The 16,377-nt window shown below is 71.2% G+C and carries 12 protein-coding genes; 5 read left to right on the forward strand and 7 right to left on the reverse strand.

Annotation, left to right across the window (positions count from 1 at the left end):
• Window positions 1-98: 98 nt before the first annotated feature.
• Entirely contained in the window at window positions 99-956 is an 858-nt protein-coding gene (locus ACGFU6_RS25730) for an oxaloacetate decarboxylase (RefSeq protein WP_393614233.1), read from the reverse strand.
• Window positions 957-1,251: 295 nt separating this feature from the next.
• On the opposite strand from ACGFU6_RS25730, the gene ACGFU6_RS25735 reads away from it, so the two are divergent.
• The gene (locus tag ACGFU6_RS25735) at window positions 1,252-2,148 is read left to right on the forward strand and encodes a Cof-type HAD-IIB family hydrolase (protein WP_393614235.1); all 897 of its coding nucleotides are present in this window, start codon (window positions 1,252-1,254) and stop codon (window positions 2,146-2,148) included.
• 49 nt (window positions 2,149-2,197) lie between these two features.
• Here the strand turns inward: ACGFU6_RS25735 and ACGFU6_RS25740 are convergent, their stop codons facing one another.
• The 5 genes from ACGFU6_RS25740 to hisC all read right to left on the reverse strand — a co-directional run bounded on the left by ACGFU6_RS25740 (window position 2,198) and on the right by hisC (window position 11,646).
• On the reverse strand, window positions 2,198-3,967 hold the full coding sequence (locus ACGFU6_RS25740) for a GAF domain-containing sensor histidine kinase (protein WP_393614236.1): 1,770 nt from the start codon (window positions 3,965-3,967) through the stop codon (window positions 2,198-2,200).
• 101 nt (window positions 3,968-4,068) lie between these two features.
• Window positions 4,069-7,599, reverse strand: coding sequence for a thiol reductant ABC exporter subunit CydD (cydD, locus tag ACGFU6_RS25745; RefSeq protein WP_393614238.1), 3,531 nt, complete (start codon window positions 7,597-7,599; stop codon window positions 4,069-4,071).
• 77 nt (window positions 7,600-7,676) lie between these two features.
• The gene (cydB, locus tag ACGFU6_RS25750) at window positions 7,677-8,678 is read right to left on the reverse strand and encodes a cytochrome d ubiquinol oxidase subunit II (RefSeq protein ID WP_123524823.1); all 1,002 of its coding nucleotides are present in this window, start codon (window positions 8,676-8,678) and stop codon (window positions 7,677-7,679) included.
• A gap of 18 nt (window positions 8,679-8,696) precedes the next feature.
• The gene (locus tag ACGFU6_RS25755; RefSeq protein WP_393614240.1) at window positions 8,697-10,205 is read right to left on the reverse strand and encodes a cytochrome ubiquinol oxidase subunit I; all 1,509 of its coding nucleotides are present in this window, start codon (window positions 10,203-10,205) and stop codon (window positions 8,697-8,699) included.
• A 361-nt stretch (window positions 10,206-10,566) separates the two neighbouring features.
• Window positions 10,567-11,646 carry a histidinol-phosphate transaminase gene (gene hisC, locus ACGFU6_RS25760; RefSeq protein ID WP_393614242.1) on the reverse strand — a complete coding sequence of 360 codons (1,080 nt, stop codon included), beginning with the start codon at window positions 11,644-11,646 and terminating at the stop codon, window positions 10,567-10,569.
• A gap of 371 nt (window positions 11,647-12,017) precedes the next feature.
• Here hisC and ACGFU6_RS25765 point away from each other — a divergent pair, with 371 nt between their 5' ends.
• From ACGFU6_RS25765 to ACGFU6_RS25775, 3 genes are all read left to right on the forward strand, one after another.
• A complete protein-coding gene (locus ACGFU6_RS25765) occupies window positions 12,018-13,130 on the forward strand; it encodes a LacI family DNA-binding transcriptional regulator (RefSeq protein WP_078617615.1) in 1,113 nt (370 codons plus the stop codon).
• Window positions 13,131-13,303: 173 nt separating this feature from the next.
• On the forward strand, window positions 13,304-14,362 hold the full coding sequence (locus ACGFU6_RS25770) for a metallophosphoesterase (RefSeq protein ID WP_393614244.1): 1,059 nt from the start codon (window positions 13,304-13,306) through the stop codon (window positions 14,360-14,362).
• Window positions 14,363-14,543: 181 nt separating this feature from the next.
• A complete protein-coding gene (locus ACGFU6_RS25775) occupies window positions 14,544-15,368 on the forward strand; it encodes a hypothetical protein (RefSeq protein ID WP_393614246.1) in 825 nt (274 codons plus the stop codon).
• Between the two features lie 34 nt (window positions 15,369-15,402).
• On the opposite strand, the gene ACGFU6_RS25780 is transcribed toward ACGFU6_RS25775, so the two are convergent.
• Complete coding sequence (locus tag ACGFU6_RS25780) at window positions 15,403-15,816, reverse strand: winged helix-turn-helix transcriptional regulator (protein WP_393614247.1); 414 nt, start codon at window positions 15,814-15,816, stop codon at window positions 15,403-15,405.
• Between the two features lie 24 nt (window positions 15,817-15,840).
• Between ACGFU6_RS25780 and ACGFU6_RS25785 the strand changes: the two genes are divergently transcribed.
• Window positions 15,841-16,254: a YybH family protein gene (locus ACGFU6_RS25785; protein WP_393614248.1), complete on the forward strand. Its 414-nt coding sequence runs from the start codon at window positions 15,841-15,843 to the stop codon at window positions 16,252-16,254.
• Window positions 16,255-16,377 lie beyond the last annotated feature (123 nt).

Here is a 16,377-nt window from a genome sequence, read left to right on the forward strand (position 1 = left end):
CGGCCGCAACACCGACCACCGAACCCACAGAACCGCCGTCCACATCCAGATCAACGCATCGCCAAGCCCGCCAGACGACTAACCGAACGGCATTGGCCCTAACCCTGGGCTTCGCCCGTACCCGTCATCCAGCGGTTCACGTCTCCGTAGGGCGGGGCCTGTGCGGCGAATTCGAAGGTCCCGTGGTCGAGCACCTCGCGGGCCGCCCGGACGAATCCGCCCAGCGCCGCCCGGGACAGGGTCGATCCCAGGCTGATCCGGCGCACCCCGCAGGCCGCGAGCGCGGACACGTCCCACGCCGGCTGCGGGCCCCCCGCGAGGACGTTGACCGGCCGCCCGACCGAGGCGCACACGGTGCGCACGGCCTCGGCCGACGGGAGTCCGGGCGCGTACAGGACATCGGCGCCCGCCTCCTCGTAGGCCTGCAGTCGACGGATCGTGTCGTCGAGGTCGGGGCGCCCGTAGAGGAAGTTCTCGGCGCGTGCGGTGAGGGTGAACGGGAAGGGCAGGCCCCGCGCCGCCTCCACCGCCGCCGTCACCCGGTCCACCGCCTCGGCGAGCGGACGGACCGGGTCGCCGGGCAGCCCCGTGGCGTCCTCCACCGAGCCGCCCACCAGTCCCGCCTCCGCAGCCGCGCGAATGGTCTCGGCAACGCCCTCCGGATTCTGCGCGAAGCCGCTCTCCAGATCGGCGGAGACCGGCAGCGGCGTCGCGGCAGCGATCTCCCGGGCGTTCGCGAGCACCGTGTCGCGGTCCAGCAGATTGGAGCCGTCCGGCAGGCCGAGGGCCGCGGCGAGACCGGCACTGGTCGTCGCGAGCGCCGGGAAACCGAGCCCGGCCAGGATCCGGGCGGTGCCCGCGTTCCACGGGTTGGGGATCACGAAGGGTTCGGGACCGTTGTGCAGTTCCCGGAACACGGCGCCCCTGGACCGCAGCTCACTCAAAGACAGTCGCACTTTCGCTCTCCCCATCACGTAGTCGGAATCGGGTACGCGTATCGCCTCGGCGGGACGTCCGGCCGGGGAGCGGCACGCGCGCAGCCACCGAGCGATGAAATCAGCACATCGGCCGGCCGGCCGGCGGGCAGGTCCGGAAAGCGGCAGTACCGGTGTCCGGCGGCCGATCGAGCGGGCGCGGCGCAGGTGACACGCACGGCATATGCCAATGGAATGTCACCCTGTTCAGGAGCGTGCGTACTCAGATGTGCGCCCCTACGCACGCCCGTGCACCCTGGTACGCGAGAATGGAGCGGTGACCTCAGCTACCGACCGCCCTCTTCCCTCCGCTATCCGGCTGATCGCCACCGATCTGGACGGCACCCTCCTGCGCGACGACAAGACCGTCTCGGACCGTACGGTCGCGGCGCTCGCCGCCGCCGAGCAGGCCGGGATCGAGGTCTTCTTCGTCACGGGTCGCCCTGCCCGCTGGATGGGCGTCGTCAGCGACCACGTCCACGGCCACGGCCTGGCGATCTGCGCCAACGGCGCCGCCGTCGCGGACCTGCACGACGGCGGTCGGCTGCTGAAGGTCCGCGCCCTGGACCGGGCCACCGCCCTGGACGTCGTACAGACCCTGCGCGCGGCCGCCCCCGGCACCTCGTTCGCCGTCGAGCTGGCCACGGGCATCCACTACGAGCCGAGCTACCCGCCCTTCCACCTCGATCCCGGCGCGACCGTGGCCATCGCGGAGAAGCTCCTGCACGAGGAGACACCCGGCACCGGCGCCCCCGTGCTGAAGCTCCTCGCCCACCACGGAGAACTGGCCCCGGACGATTTCCTCGCCCTGGCCCGGACGGCCGCGGGCGACCGGGCGTCCTTCACCCGGTCCAGCCCGAGCGCCCTCCTGGAGGTCAGCGGCCCGGGCGTCTCCAAGGCCAGCACGCTGGAGCTCTGCTGCGCCGAGCGCGGCGTCTCCCCCGCCGAGGTCGTCGCGTTCGGTGACATGCCCAACGACGTGGAGATGCTGAGCTGGGCCGGCACCTCCTACGCGATGGGCAACGCCCACCCGGCCGCTCTGGCGGCGGCCACCGGCCGTACGTCGACCAACAACGAGGACGGCGTCGCGGTCGTCATCGAGCGGATCATCGCCGAGCGGGCTGTCGCGGACCGGGCTGTCCCGGAGCAGGCGCCGTCCGGCACGGAGCTCTGAAGCGGCGCGAGCCGGTACCGGACCGCCTGGGCACGCGGGCAGGGGCCCGTCAGAGCGGTGCTTCCCACACCACCGTCGTACCCCCGCCGTCCTCCCCGAGGCCGGGCCCGAACCAGCTGGCCCCGCCCAGCGACTCCGCCCGGCGGGCCAGGTTCCGCAGCCCGCTGCGCCGGCCGCCCGGCGGGATGCCCACACCGTCGTCGGCGACCGTCAGCCGTACCGCGTCCCGGCCGTCGGGGAGCGTGGCGGTCGCGTCCACGACCACGTCGATCCGTGATGCCACGGCATGCCGGAAGGCGTTGGACAGCGCCTCCCGCAACGCAGCGATCAGGTTCTTCCCGGTCAGCTCACCGACCACCGCGTCGACCGGGCCGAGAAAGCGGTGTGCCGGCTTGAAGCCCAGCGGGACCGCGGCCATGTTGATCTCGCGCAGCACCCGGGTGCGCAGCCCCGACGGCGCCTCGGCCGGCTCCTGCTGCAACGCGAAGATGGCGGTACGGATCTCCTGGATGGTCACGTCCAGCTCGTCGACCGCCCGGCCGACGCCGGTCTGCACCTCCGGCACGTCCGAGCGGCGCTGAGCGCTCTCCAGCATCATCCCGGTGGCGAACAGCCGCTGGATGACCAGGTCGTGCAGGTCACGGGCGATCCTGTCCCGGTCCTCGTAGACCGCGAGCCGCTCCCGGTCCCGCTGCGCCTCGGCCATCATCAGCGCCAGCGCGGCCTGCGAGGCGAACTGGGCGGCGAGGGTCCGCTCCGTCTCCGTGAAGGGCCGGTCGCCCCGGGCACGCGGGGTGGCGAGCGCGCCGAGCACCCGGCCCCCGCTGTGCAGCGGAAGGAGCATGCTCGGCCCGAACCGGTCCGCCAGCGTGGTGACCATGCGGGGGTCGGTGGCGGAGTCGTCCATGAAGACGGCCTCGCCGCCCAGCAGCATCCCCACCACCGGGCTCTGCGCCGGGATGATCACCCCGAGCGCCCCGGTCGGCTCCGTCGCGGACACGGCGACGATCTCCAGGCCGCCGTCCTCGGCGGGCAGCAGCACGATCCCGGCGGCGGATGCGGCGAGGTGGCGGGCCTGTTCGGCCACGACCGCGAGGGCGTCGTCGGCGTCCCCGCCGGAGAGCAGGGCGGTGGTCACGGCCACCGAGCCGTCGATCCAGCGCTCGCGCTGCCGGGCAGCCTCGTACAGCCGGGCGTTGCCGATGGCGATACCGGCCTCGGTGGCCAGCACCCGCACCATGTGCAGGTCGTAGTCGGTGAACTCGCCCCCGCCGTCCTTCTCGGACAGATAGAGGTTGCCGAAGATCTCGCCCTGCACCCGGATCGGTACGCCGAGGAACGTGCGCATCGGGGGGTGGCCCGGCGGGAATCCGGCGAACCGGGGATCGGCCGTCAGATCCGCGAGCCGCACGGGGCGGGGGTCGTGGATCAGCGCGCCGAGCAGGCCCCGGTGGCCGCTCGGCCGGTGGCCGACCTCGCGCGCCACCGGCCCCGGAACGCCGTAGGTGACGAAGTCCGAGAGGCCCTTGCCCTCCTCGTCCACGACGCCGATGGCCGCGTAGCGGGCGTGGGCCAGCTCGGCCGCCGTCTCGCAGATCCGGTCGAGGGTGGTGTGCAGTTCGAGCCCGGTGCCGACGGAGCGCATGGCCTCCAGCAGCTGCGGTACGCGGGCGGTGAGTTCGGTGGACAGGCCGCGCAGACTGCGGGTCGCCTCCGTCGCGGCCTGGAGCGACTCCTCCGGACGCGCGGTGTCCTCGGGGCCCTCGGGGTGCTCCGGGTACTTCGAATCCTTCGAGTCCTTCGGACCCTGCTCTGACATACCCAGAGCGTAGTTAGTCCCTTTTGTTGGGGAAAGTCGAAGACCGGTGGGATCTCGCAGACCCGTACCCCTCACATCCGTATCCCTCGGGCAGGTACCGCTCAGCCACGCACGCCCCCCTGCGTCGCCGCCTCCGGCTCCCGCACGGTCTCGCGCTCGCGCGCCAGCATCCGGCTCAGCGGCCCGTCCACCGCCACGAGTGCCGCGTACGGACCACGCTGCACCACCGCACCCGCGTCCAGGACCACCACCTCGTCGACCGCGTCCAGGCCTTCGAGGCGGTGGGTGATCAGCACCGTCGTACGTCCTCGGGTCGCCGCCAGCAGGTCGGCCGTCAGGGCGTCCGCGGTCGGCAGGTCGAGGTGCTCGGCGGGCTCGTCCAGAACGAGCACGGGGAAGTCCGCCAGCAGCGCGCGGGCCAGTGCGAGCCGCTGCCGCTGGCCCCCCGAGAGGCGGGCCCCGTGCTCGCCGACCAGGGTGTCGAGGCCCTCCGGCAGCGCCTCGGCCCAGTCGAGCAGCCGGGCCTGCGCGAGGGCGTCGCGCAGTTCCGCGTCGGTCGCTCCGGTACGGGCGAGACGCAGGTTCTCCCGGATGGAGCTGTCGAAGATGTGGGCGTCCTGGGCGCAGAGCCCGACGAACCGCCGGACCGTGTCCCCGTCCAGCGCGGACGCCTCCACACCCCCGATCCGGTAGGTCCCCGCCCGCGCGTCCAGGAAGCGGAGCAGGACCTGGGCGAGCGTGGTCTTCCCGGAACCCGACGGGCCCACGACTGCGATGCGCCGGCCGGCCTCCAGCGTGAGGTCCACGGAGTCCAGGGCGTCCTGCCGTGCCCCCGCGTACCGGGCGGACAGCCCCCGTACCTCCAGCGGGAAGGGCGAGGCCGGCGCCTCGGCCGGGGTGGCGGGTTCGCGCACCGGCACCGGGGCGTCCAGCACCTCGTACACCCGCTCCGCGCTCCGCTTGACGCGTTGCCGGTACTGCACGGCGAGCGGGAGACCGGTGACGGCCTCGAAGGCGGCCAGCGGGGTGAGGACGACGACGGCGAGCTCCACTCCGGCCAGCCGCCCGTCGGCCACCGCGGGGAGGGCGACGAGTGCGGCGGCGACCACGGTGAGGCCGCCGATCAGCGCCGTCAGTCCGCCGCCGAGCGCGGTGACGGTCGCCGCCCTGGAGGCGATCCGGGTGAGGACGCCGTCGGCCTCCCGGGTCCTGGCCGAGCGTCCGGGCAGGGCGCCGGCCACGGTCAGTTCGGCCGTCCCGCCGAGCAGGTCGGTGATCCGGGTCGCCAGATCGGCGCGGGCGGGCGCCAGCCGGCGCTCGGTGCGCCGGGCGCAGGCGCCGCTGACGAGCGGGACCCCGACCCCGGCGAGCAGCAGTCCGACGGCGAGCACGGCACCCGCCTCCGGCAGCAGCCAGCCGGTGAAGCCGGCAGTCGCCGCGCCGACAACGACCGCGGTCCCGGCGGGCAGCAGCCAGCGCAGCCAGTAGTCCTGCAGTGCGTCCACATCGGCGACGAGCCGCGAGAGCAGATCCCCGCGCCGGGTCCGGCGCAGGCCTGCGGGCGCGATGCGCTCCAGGCCCCGGTAGACGTCGACCCGCAGCGCGGCGAGCATCCTGAGCACCGCGTCGTGCGAGACGAGGCGTTCGGCGTAGCGGAAGACCGCCCGTCCGATGCCGAAGGCACGGGTCGCCGTCACCGCGACCATCAGGTAGAGCACGGGGGGCTGTTCGGAGGCGCGGGAGATCAGCCAGCCGGAGACGGCCATGAGGCCGACCGCCGAGCCCAGCGCGAGGCTGCCCAGCAGCAGGGCGAGCGCGAGCCTGCCGCGCTGTGCCCCGGCGGCCTCCCTGACCCGGGCCAGCACGTGCCCGGTCCGGGCGGCGGTGTCCCACAGCACCTCGGGCCCCCGCGCCTCCGGGACCCCGATGAGGTCGTCGGGGGCGCCGGCCGGACGCGGCACGGCGAGGGGGACGGCCGGGGCAGCGGGCCCGGACGCCCCGGCCGGCTCCAGCGCCACCACGCGGTCGGCGACCGAGAGGAGGGCCGGCCGGTGCACCACCAGCAGCACGGTCCGGCCGGCCGCCAGCCGGCGTACCGCCTCCACGATGCCCGCCTCCGTCTCGCCGTCCAGGCTCGCGGTCGGCTCGTCGAGCAGCAGCACCGGCCGGTCGGCGAGAAAGGCGCGGGCGAGCGCGAGACGCTGCCGCTGCCCGGCGGAGAGGCCCGCGCCGTCCTCGCCGAGGAGGGTCGCGGCACCATCGGGCAGGGCCGCCACGAAGTCGTATGCCCCGGCGTCGCGCAGTGCGGCCGTCACCGCGCTGTCGTCCGCCTCCGGCCGGGCCAGCCGTACGTTCTCCGCGATCGTGCCGGCGAAGAGGTGCGGGCGCTGCGGGACCCAGGCGATCCGCTCCCGCCAGCGTTCGGGGGAGAGGTCCGCCAGGTCGGTGCCGCCGACCCGTACCCGCCCCTCGTCCGGTGCGGCGAAGCCCAGCACCACGTTCAGCAGGGTGGACTTGCCCACGCCGCTCGGGCCGACCAGGGCGACGGTCTCCCCCTCCTCCACCACCAGCGACGCCCCGGCGAGCGAGGGCTCGGTGCGCCCGGTGTGCCGGACGGTCACCCCGTCCAGCTCCAGCCGCAGCGACTTCGGGACCTCCCGCGTACCGCCCGCACGCGGCTCGGTCTCCAGGACCGAGAAGATCTCTTCGGCGGCCGACAGTCCCTCGGCCGCGGCGTGGTACTGCGCCCCGACCTGCCGGAGCGGCAGATAGGCCTCCGGCGCGAGGATCAGCACCACCAGGCCGGTGTAGAGGTCGAGTTCGCCGTGAACCAGCCGCATGCCGATGGTGACGGCGACGAGCGCCACCGAGAGCGTCGCGAGCAACTCGAGGGCGAAGGAGGACAGGAAGGCGATCCGCAGCGTGCGCACGGTCGCCAGCCGGTACTGCGAGGTGATGGTGCGGATGGACTCGGCCTGGGCCTTGGCCCGGCCGAAGACCTTCAGCGTGGGCAGCCCGGCGACCACGTCGAGGAAGTGGCCGGAGAGCCGCGAGAGCAGCCGCCACTGGCGGTCCATCCGCGACTGGGTCGCCCAGCCGATCAGGATCATGAAGAGCGGGATGAGGGGGAGGGTCACGACGATGATCGCCGCCGAGATCCAGTCCTCTGTGACCACCCGGGCGAGCACCGCCACCGGCACCACCACCGCGAGCCCGAGCTGCGGCAGATACCGGGCGAAGTAGTCGTCGAGCGCGTCGATGCCCCGGGTGGCGAGCGTCACCAGCGAGCCGGTGCGCTGCCCGCTCAGCCATTCCGGGCCCAGCGCGGCCGCCCGGTCGAGCAGCCGCCCGCGCAGCTCCGACTTGACGGCCGCACCAGCCCGGTGGGCGGCCAGCTCGGTGAGCCAGGAGACCAGGGCCCGGCCGAGCGCGACCGCCGCGAGGAGCAGGAGCGGCGTACGCAGTCCGGACCCGGTGAGCCCGTCCTCGAAACCACCCACCACCACTTCGGCGACGAGCATGGCCTGGGCGATGACCAGCGCCGCTCCGGCCACTCCGAGTACCACCACGGCCACCAGGAAGAGGCGGGTGGCACGGGCGTGGCGGAGCAGGCGCGGGTCGATCGGTTTCACGTGAAACACCCCATGGAACTCGGCTCGGTCAAGGCATTCACTGCGTTCTGTGCGTTCAGCTGTGTGGTCCGTACCGATCAGTGCGCGTCGGCGATGTGGTGCGTACCGATCCGCTTGCGGAACACCCAGTACGTCCAGCCCTGGTACAGGAGCACCACGGGGGTGGCGATCCCGGCGCACCAGGTCATGATCTTCAGCGTGTACGGCGTGGACGAGGCGTTGGTGACCGTGAGGCTCCACGCATCGTTCAGCGAGGACGGCATGACGTTCGGGAAGAGCGTCAGGAAGAGCATCGCGACCGCGGCCGTGATGGTCACACCGGAGAGGGCGAAGGACCAGCCCTCGCGCCCCGCCGCGACGGCTCCGATCGCCCCGACCAGGGAGACCACGGCGATGATCATCGCGATCAGGCTCCAGCCGTCACCGTTGTCGGCCTGGGTCCAGATCAGGAAGCCCAGCGCCAGCACCGCGGTGACCGCGCCCAGCTTCAGGGCGAGCGCACGTGCCCTGACCCGGATGTCGCCGACCGTCTTGAGCCCCGCGAACACCGTTCCGTGGAAGGTGAAGAGGGAGAGCGTGACCAGCCCGCCGAGGATCGAGTACGGGTTGAGGAGATCCCAGAAGTTGCCCACGTACTCCATGTCCGCGTCGATCTTGACGCCGCGCACGATGTTCCCGAAGGCCACACCCCAGAGCAGGGCGGGGATCAGCGAGGTCCAGAAGATCGCGTTCTCCCAGTTGTTCTGCCACTTCTCCTCGGGCCGCTTGGCCCGGTACTCGAAGGCGACACCGCGCACGATCAGGCAGAGCAGGATGATCAGCAGCGGCAGATAGAAACCGGAGAACAGCGTGGCGTACCACTCGGGGAACGCGGCGAAGGTCGCGCCGCCGGCGCTGAGCAGCCAGACCTCGTTGCCGTCCCAGACGGGCCCGATCGTGTTGATCAGGACCCGTCGTTCCTTTCGGTCGCGGGCCAGCAGCTTGGTGAGCACGCCGATCCCGAAGTCGAATCCCTCCAGGAAGAAGTAGCCGGTCCAGAGGACGGCGATGAGCACGAACCAGACGTCGTGGAGTTCCATCTCTCGGCTCCTGCGCTCTCAGTAGGAGAAGGCCATGGGCCGGTCGGCGTCGTCATGGTCGCCGCCGATCCTGGTGGGCGGGTTGAGGTCGTCGTCCGTGAGCTCCGGAGGTCCGGCCTTGATGTACTTCACGAGCAGCTTGACCTCGACCACGGCGAGCGCCGCGTAGAGCAGGGTGAAGAGGATCATCGAGGTGAGCACCTCGCCCTGCGAGACGCCGGGGGAGACCGCGTGGCGGGTCTGCAGCACGCCGTAGACGACCCACGGCTGCCGGCCCGTCTCGGTGAAGATCCAGCCCCAGGAGTTGGCGATCAGCGGGAAGAGCAGGGTCCACAGGGCGACGATCCAGTAGCACTTGGCGAGCTTGGGACTCAGCGCCTTGTTCTTGAACAGGACCAGATGCGGGACTTCGTCCTCACCGGTCCGCATGCCCGGTGGGAGCATGAACTTCTTCCGGGTCAGCCACAGTCCCAGGATGCCGAGGGCGAAGGACGCCATCCCGAAGCCGATCATCCACCGGAAGCTCCAGAAGGCGACCGGGATGTTGGGCCGGTAGTCGCCGGGCCCGTACTTCTCCTGCTCGGCCTTGTTGATGTCGTTGATGCCGGGGACGTAGGAGTCGAAGTTGTCGTCGGCGAGGAAGGACAGTATTCCGGGGATCGAGATCTCCACGGAGTTGTGCCCCTGGCTGACGTCTCCGTACGCGAAGATCGAGAAGGGCGCGGAGTTCTGCCCGTCCCACAGCGCCTCGGCCGCCGCCATCTTCATCGGCTGCTGCTTGAACATCACCTTGCCCAGCTGGTCGCCGCTGATGGCGGTGAGCAGACCGGCGATCACCACGGTGATCAGCCCCAGCCGCAGCGAGGTCCGCATCACCGGGATGTGCTTCTTGCGAGCCAGGTGGAAGGCGGCGATGCCGACCATGAACGCCCCGCCGACCAGGAAGGCCGCCGTGATGGTGTGGAAGAACTGGGCGAGCGCGGTGTTCTGGGTGAGTACGTGCCAGAAGTCCGTGAGCTCCGCGCGTCCGCGTTCCTTGTTGATGCGGTAGCCGACCGGGTGCTGCATCCAGGAGTTGGCCGCCAGGATGAAGTACGCGGAGAGGATGGTGCCGAGCGAGACCATCCAGATGCAGGCGAGGTGGATCTTCTTCGGCAGCTTGTCCCAGCCGAAGATCCACAGGCCGATGAAGGTCGACTCGAAGAAGAACGCGATCAGCGCCTCGAACGCCAGCGGGGCACCGAAGATGTCCCCGACGAACCGCGAGTAGTCCGACCAGTTCATGCCGAACTGGAACTCCTGGACGATGCCGGTGACAACGCCCATGGCGATGTTGATCAGGAAGAGCTTTCCCCAGAACTTGGTGGCCCTGAGGTACTTCTCGTTGTTCGTCCGCACCCAGGCGGTCTGCAGGCCCGCGGTGAGCGCGGCGAGCGAGATCGTCAGGGGAACGAAGAGGAAGTGGTAGACGGTGGTCGTTCCGAACTGCCATCGCGCCAGGGTCTCCGGCGCCAGAGCTAGCTCCACGTCGTCTTCTCCTTACGTCGCCGTAGTTGCACCGGCATTTTGTCCTTTGAATCCGACTCATCTTGGGAGGAACCAGGACACGCTTGTGAACGCGTTCACATTCACAAGCAATTATGGCGCACAGACTTTCGGGATCTTCGAGGGGGGTACCCCTCTCGGGACAGGATGAGCATTCGCCCCGAAGCGGACACGTCCGCACCGGGCAGGAACGCCATCCCCGCGCCCGGCCCGGAACCCTCACCGCCGGGAACGCTCACACCCGCCCGGCACGCTCACACCCGCCTGGGCACGCGCACGGGCCCCGTATCCCGTGCGCTGGATCGCGCACGGGATACGGGGCCCGAGGGGCCGGCTCCGGGAGCTACAGCTCCTTGCGGTACGACTCCGTCACCTTCAGGAACAGGTCGTTCGCCTCGTTCTCACCGATCGTGACCCGGACGCCCTCGCCCGCGAACGGCCGGACCACCACGCCGGCCTTCTCGCAGACCGCGGCGAAGTCGGCGGTACGGTCCCCCAGCCGCAGCCAGACGAAGTTCGCCTGGGACTCCGGCACCGTCCACCCCTGCCGCACCAGCGCCTCGTACACCCGCTCCCGCTCACACACCAAGGACCCCACCCGGCCCAGGAGTTCGTCCTCGGCGCGCAGCGAGGCCACCGCGGCGTCCTGCGCGAGCTGGCTCACGCCGAACGGCACCGCCGTCTTGCGCAGCGCGGCCGCCACCGGCTCGTGGGCCACCGCGAAGCCGACCCGCAGCCCCGCCAGCCCGTAGGCCTTGGAGAACGTCCGCAGCACCGCCACATTGGGCCGGTCCCGGTAGATCTCGATGCCGTCCGGCACGTCCGCGTCGCGGATGAACTCCTTGTACGCCTCGTCCAGCACCACGAGCACATCGCCCGGCACCCGGTCCAGGAACCGCTCCAGCTCGGCCCGGCGCACCACGGTGCCGGTCGGGTTGTTCGGGTTGCAGACGAGGATCATCCGGGTCCGGTCGGTGATCGCGTCCGCCATCGCGTCCAGGTCGTGCACCTCACCGTCGGTCAGCGGCACCTTCACCGACGTCGCACCGCTGACCTGCGTGATGATCGGGTACGCCTCGAAGGAGCGCCAGGCGTAGATGACCTCGTCGCCCGGCCCCGAGGTGGCCTGGAGCAGCTGCTGCGCCACCCCGACCGAGCCGGTTCCGGTGGCCAGGTGCGAGACCGGCACGCCGAAACGGTCGGACAGCTCGTTCATCAGACCGGTGCAGGCCAGGTCCGGGTAACGGTTGAAGTGCGCGGCCGCGGCCATCGTGGACTCCATCACCCCCGGCAGCGGCGGATACGGATTCTCGTTGGAGGACAGCTTGAAGGCGACCGGTCCGTCCGCCGCGGCCGGCTTGCCCGGCACATAGGCGGGAACGCCGTCCAGCTCGGCACGCAACTTGGGGCTCGTCTCGCTCACCGCGGGTCCTCCTCGACCATCTGTACACATCAATACTGCTCACCTTATGAGGATTGAGCGCCGCTGCGAACGGCAGCTCCGAGGATTCGTCCGGTGGGCCCCGGAATGAGGGGGAGCGCTCCTCCCCCTGGCGCGCGCCGGTGGCTCACTCCGTGGCGCGCGTCCCTCGAAGAGGTGAGTTGAGACCTCTTCGAGACCTCACCCCTACGACAGGCCCATCAGGTCCGACACCCGACACATGATGGTCCTGGCCGCCAACACCATTGTTTCCCAAGGGCATTGACGCCAAATGATCATGCAGAAACGTGCCTGTCAACGCGTGCATATGCGATCGGACCAACTGCCCGTGCGAGCCCTACTATCGGCTCGCCATGACAGCAGCAGGGAAGCACCAGGTGAGCCGGACGGAGACCCCCCGGCGCGGCGGCAGGCGGGGCCGAGCAGGAATCCGGGATGTGGCCGCCGCCGCCGGAGTCTCCATCACGACTGTCTCCGACGCGCTCAACGGCAAGGGCAGGCTCCCGGACGCCACCCGCCGCCATGTCCGCGAGGTCGCCGAGCGCCTGGGCTACCGCCCTTCCGCCGCGGCCCGAACCCTCCGTACCGGCAAGTCCGGCCTGATCGGCCTGACCGTGACGACCTACGGGGACGAACCCTTCACCTTCACCGAATTCGCGTACTTCGCCGAGATGGCCAGAGCGGCCACTTCCGCCGCGCTGGCCCGCGGCTACGCCCTCGTCATCCTGCCCGCCACCTCACGCCACGACGTCTGGTCGAACGTCGCCCTCGACGGCACCGTCGTCATCGACCCGTCCGACCAGGACCCGGTCGTCACCGAACTCGTCCGCCAAGGGCTGCCCGTCGTCTCCGACGGCAGGCCGGCCGGGACCCTCCCGGTCACCGCCTGGGTGGACAACGACCACCGGGCCGCCGTGCTCGACCTCCTCGACCACCTCGCCGCCGCCGGAGCCCGCCGCATCGGGCTGCTCACCGGCACCACCACCGACACGTACACCCGGCTCTCCACCACCGCGTACCTCCACTGGTGCGAGCGGGTGGGCCAGGATCCGGTGTACGAGTCCTACCCCGCCCACGACCCGTGCGCGGGCGCGGTGGCCGCAGACCGCCTGCTGGCCCGTCCGGACCGCCCCGACGCCGTCTACGGGCTCTTCGACCCCAACGGCACCGATCTGCTCGCGGCGGCCCGCCGGTACGGCCTGCGGGTCCCTGAGGACCTGCTGCTGGTGTGCTGCAGCGAATCCACCGTCTACGCGACGACCGAGCCGCCCATCACCACGCTCTCGCTCAAACCCCGCAGAATCGGCACGGCGGTCGTACAACTGCTCATCGACGCCATCGAAGGCGTCGACCAGGACGGCCCGGTGGAGCAGGTGATACCGACGGAACTCATCGTCCGGACCTCCTCCCAACGCCGTCCGCCCCGCACCACGGTCAGCGCACCGCGCTCTCCGGCAGGGGATTGATCAGACCAATTGGGATCAATCGGCCGACGAACCCGGGGTGCGTTCGGATTCACCACCCCTGGTGCGTCACAGAGCACGATTCGCATTCCTATGATGGGCGGACGACACCGCGGACCGCCCCGACCAGCAGGGCCCGTCAGGTGTACGGCGGCGCGACGGTGGTGGAGGGGTCGATGACACAGGGGGCCGGTCAGGAACCCGCGGTGCGGACGGCGACATTGCGCGACTTCCGCGTACCGCCCTATGCGCAGTCCCCGGCACCGCCGGCGGCTCCGCACCCGGGCAACGCCTTCCCGGAAGGTGAGGCGCCGGAGGGGTACACCCCCACCGCGCGCGACCTTCCGGTGATCACCCGCGAGAAGACCGTCCAGGTGCGGGCCGTTCCCGAACCGCGGCCCGCGCAGGATCCGGAGCTCGGACCCCTGTACGTGGTGGGGGACGTCCACGGATATCTGGACGAGCTGCACGCCGCGCTCACCGAGCAGGGCCTGATCGACGGCGAGGGCAACTGGTCCGCGGGCAACGCGCGGCTCTGGTTCCTCGGCGACTTCACCGACCGGGGGCCCGACGGCATCGGCGTCATCGACCTCGTGATGCGGCTGTCCGCCGAGGCCGCGGCCGCCGGCGGCTACTGCAAGGCCCTGATGGGCAACCACGAACTGCTGCTCCTGGGCGCCAAGCGGTTCGCCGACACCCCGGTGAACTCGGGCGCCGGCACCGCCACCTTCCAGGCCGCATGGCTGCTCAACGGCGGCCAGAAGAGCGACATGGAGCGCCTCCAGGACGTCCACCTCCAGTGGATGTCCCGGCTCGACGCGGTCGTCGAGGAGGACGGGCATCTGCTGATGCACTCGGACACCACGGCCTACCTCGACTACGGCTCCACCATCGAGGACGTCAACGACACGGTGCACGCCATCCTGACGCGGAACGACGCCGACGAGTGCTGGGACCTCTTCCGCAAGCTCACCAAGCGCTTCGCCTTCCGCGACGAGTCGGGCCCGCAGGCCGTCCAGCAGCTGATGGCGGCCTACGGCGGCCGGCGCGTCGTCCATGGTCACAGCCCCATTCCGTATCTGCTCGGTGAGGTCGGTTCCGAGGACGGCGAGGACAACGCGGGCCCGCTGGTGGACGGCCCGCACGTGTACGCGGACGGGCTCGCCATCGCCATGGACGGCGGAGTGACCATGGCCGGAAAGCTACTGGTCGTCCAACTCCCCCTGCATGACTGACGTTCTTCGGGGAAGACGCATCAACGACCTGACCGTGCCGACCACTGGGCCTATTTCCGGAAACCCCCTGTCACCCTGTGCCGTGGGCGCTCTACCATCGGCGTACCAGTAGCAGGCTCTCCTCCGTTTCCGCCTTACTGCCCGGTGAATCGGGCACACAGGCCCTACGGAGCATCGGGGGATGCACATGAACAGCGCTCCGCACCTGCTGACCGAGGACCGCCCCGAGTACGAGCGGATCCTCGACGACGCGCTGCGTCACGCCCATGAACGACCAGATCTGGCCGCAGTCGGTGAACGGCTCAACCCGGTTCAGCTGCGCACCATGGCGATGGCCGCCACCGCCCTGATCACCGCCACAGCGGCCACCGAGTACGAGCACTACGTGAAGGCCCGCGACGAGCTGCGTACCAGTACGGCCGGCTCCGACCAGGATGGCGCCGCGGGCTTGGGCGCCGACGATCCCAACGGGTCGGGGGCCGGCATAGGAGCCGTCGTCACGGTCCTGGCCCCGGTGCTGGCGGGCACGGCCGCGGTGATCTTCCTGCTGGTCGGCTACATCCTGAAGATGCTGAGCCCGCCGCCGTCCTTCGCGGGGACCATGGTCGGCGCCGGCTGGGTCTTCACGGCCCTCACCGCGGCCGCCATCCTGATCGCCGCCGTCGGCCTCCTCGTGGCTGCCCTGCGCAACGGCTCCACGTCGCTGGCCGCCGACGACCCCGGCGAGGAACTGCCGGAGGACGTGGCGCGGGCCCGAGAGGCCTGGCGGCACGCGCTGCTGGAGCGGGGCATCCTGCCGTTCCTGCGGGACGCGCTGGCCGACCCGGGCGCCGCCCCCGCCGCCCGTACCCCCTATCCCTCGGCCAACCGCATCCCGAAGATCGGCTACAGCAGGCCGGACTTCTCCAGCCCGGACGACGGGCCGGCGGCCGCGCCCCGGCCGACCTTCACCAGCCCGGACTTCACCAGCCCCGACTTCGGCGGGCCGGAACACGAGATGGACTGACCGGGCCGCGTCCGGGTCCCGGCGCGAGGCACGGTCAGGAGCTCTGCGGTTCCCCTTCACGGCCGGCACTCAGCCCCAGCAGGGCCTCACCGGTGGCGTAGAGCTCGATCAGCAAGGGCCGCAGCGTCCGTCCCCCGTCCGTCAGCGCGTATCGAGTACGCACCGGAAAACCGCGCAGTCGCTCCGCCGACACCAGACCGCCGTCCCGGAGCTCCCGGAGCCGCTGGCTCAGCACCTTCGCCGAAAGCTGCGGCAGCCGTTCCCGCAGGTCCGTGAATCCGAGCGGGCCGCCCATGAGTTCCCGCAGGACGAGCGTCGTCCAGCGCCCGGAGACCGCTGCGAGCGCCACCTCGACGGGACAGCCCGGATCGGGACGGCTGGTGCGGCCGCGCTCGGTCGGCGCCAGTCCGCGATCCGGCCCCGCGAGGGTTTCCGCTTGGTGACCCACGTCAACGGACTGTTGTCTGAAGGTATGACGCATTCCACCAGTGTGCAGCTCGCCACGGATGCCGCCGGGCATCCGCACGCCCTCGCGCGGGCGTTCAACACGTTCGACCCCGAGATCCTCGACCTCGTGTACGAGCCCGGCTCGGTCTTCGTACCGCGCCCCGGCGAACCGACGACGGGGTCGCAGCGGCTCCGCGCCAACGGCGAGTTCCTCGCGCTGCGGGTCCCGATCAGGGTGACTCCACGCCGGACGTACCAGGCGGGCGGCATCGCGCTCCTGATCGTGGACTGGCTCGTCGAAGGAGTCGCCGCCGACGGAAGCGACGTCCGTATCGCGGGCACGGCGACGGACATCGCCCGCCGCGGGGAGGACGGGTTCTGGCGATACGTCATCGACAACCCGTTCGGCGTGGCTGACCACCCGGACTCCGAAGCCTGACGCACGCTCACCGCGTCCTTGATCAGGCCATTGCGCGGACCGGCCGGGGGCACGGACGTGCCGCGCCACCGACCCACGCCACCGTCCCACGCCCCCGGCCCGGGCCCCCGACCTGGCAGAACC

This window comes from Streptomyces sp. NPDC048462 (genome assembly GCF_043200175.1).
GTDB lineage: Bacteria > Actinomycetota > Actinomycetes > Streptomycetales > Streptomycetaceae > Streptomyces.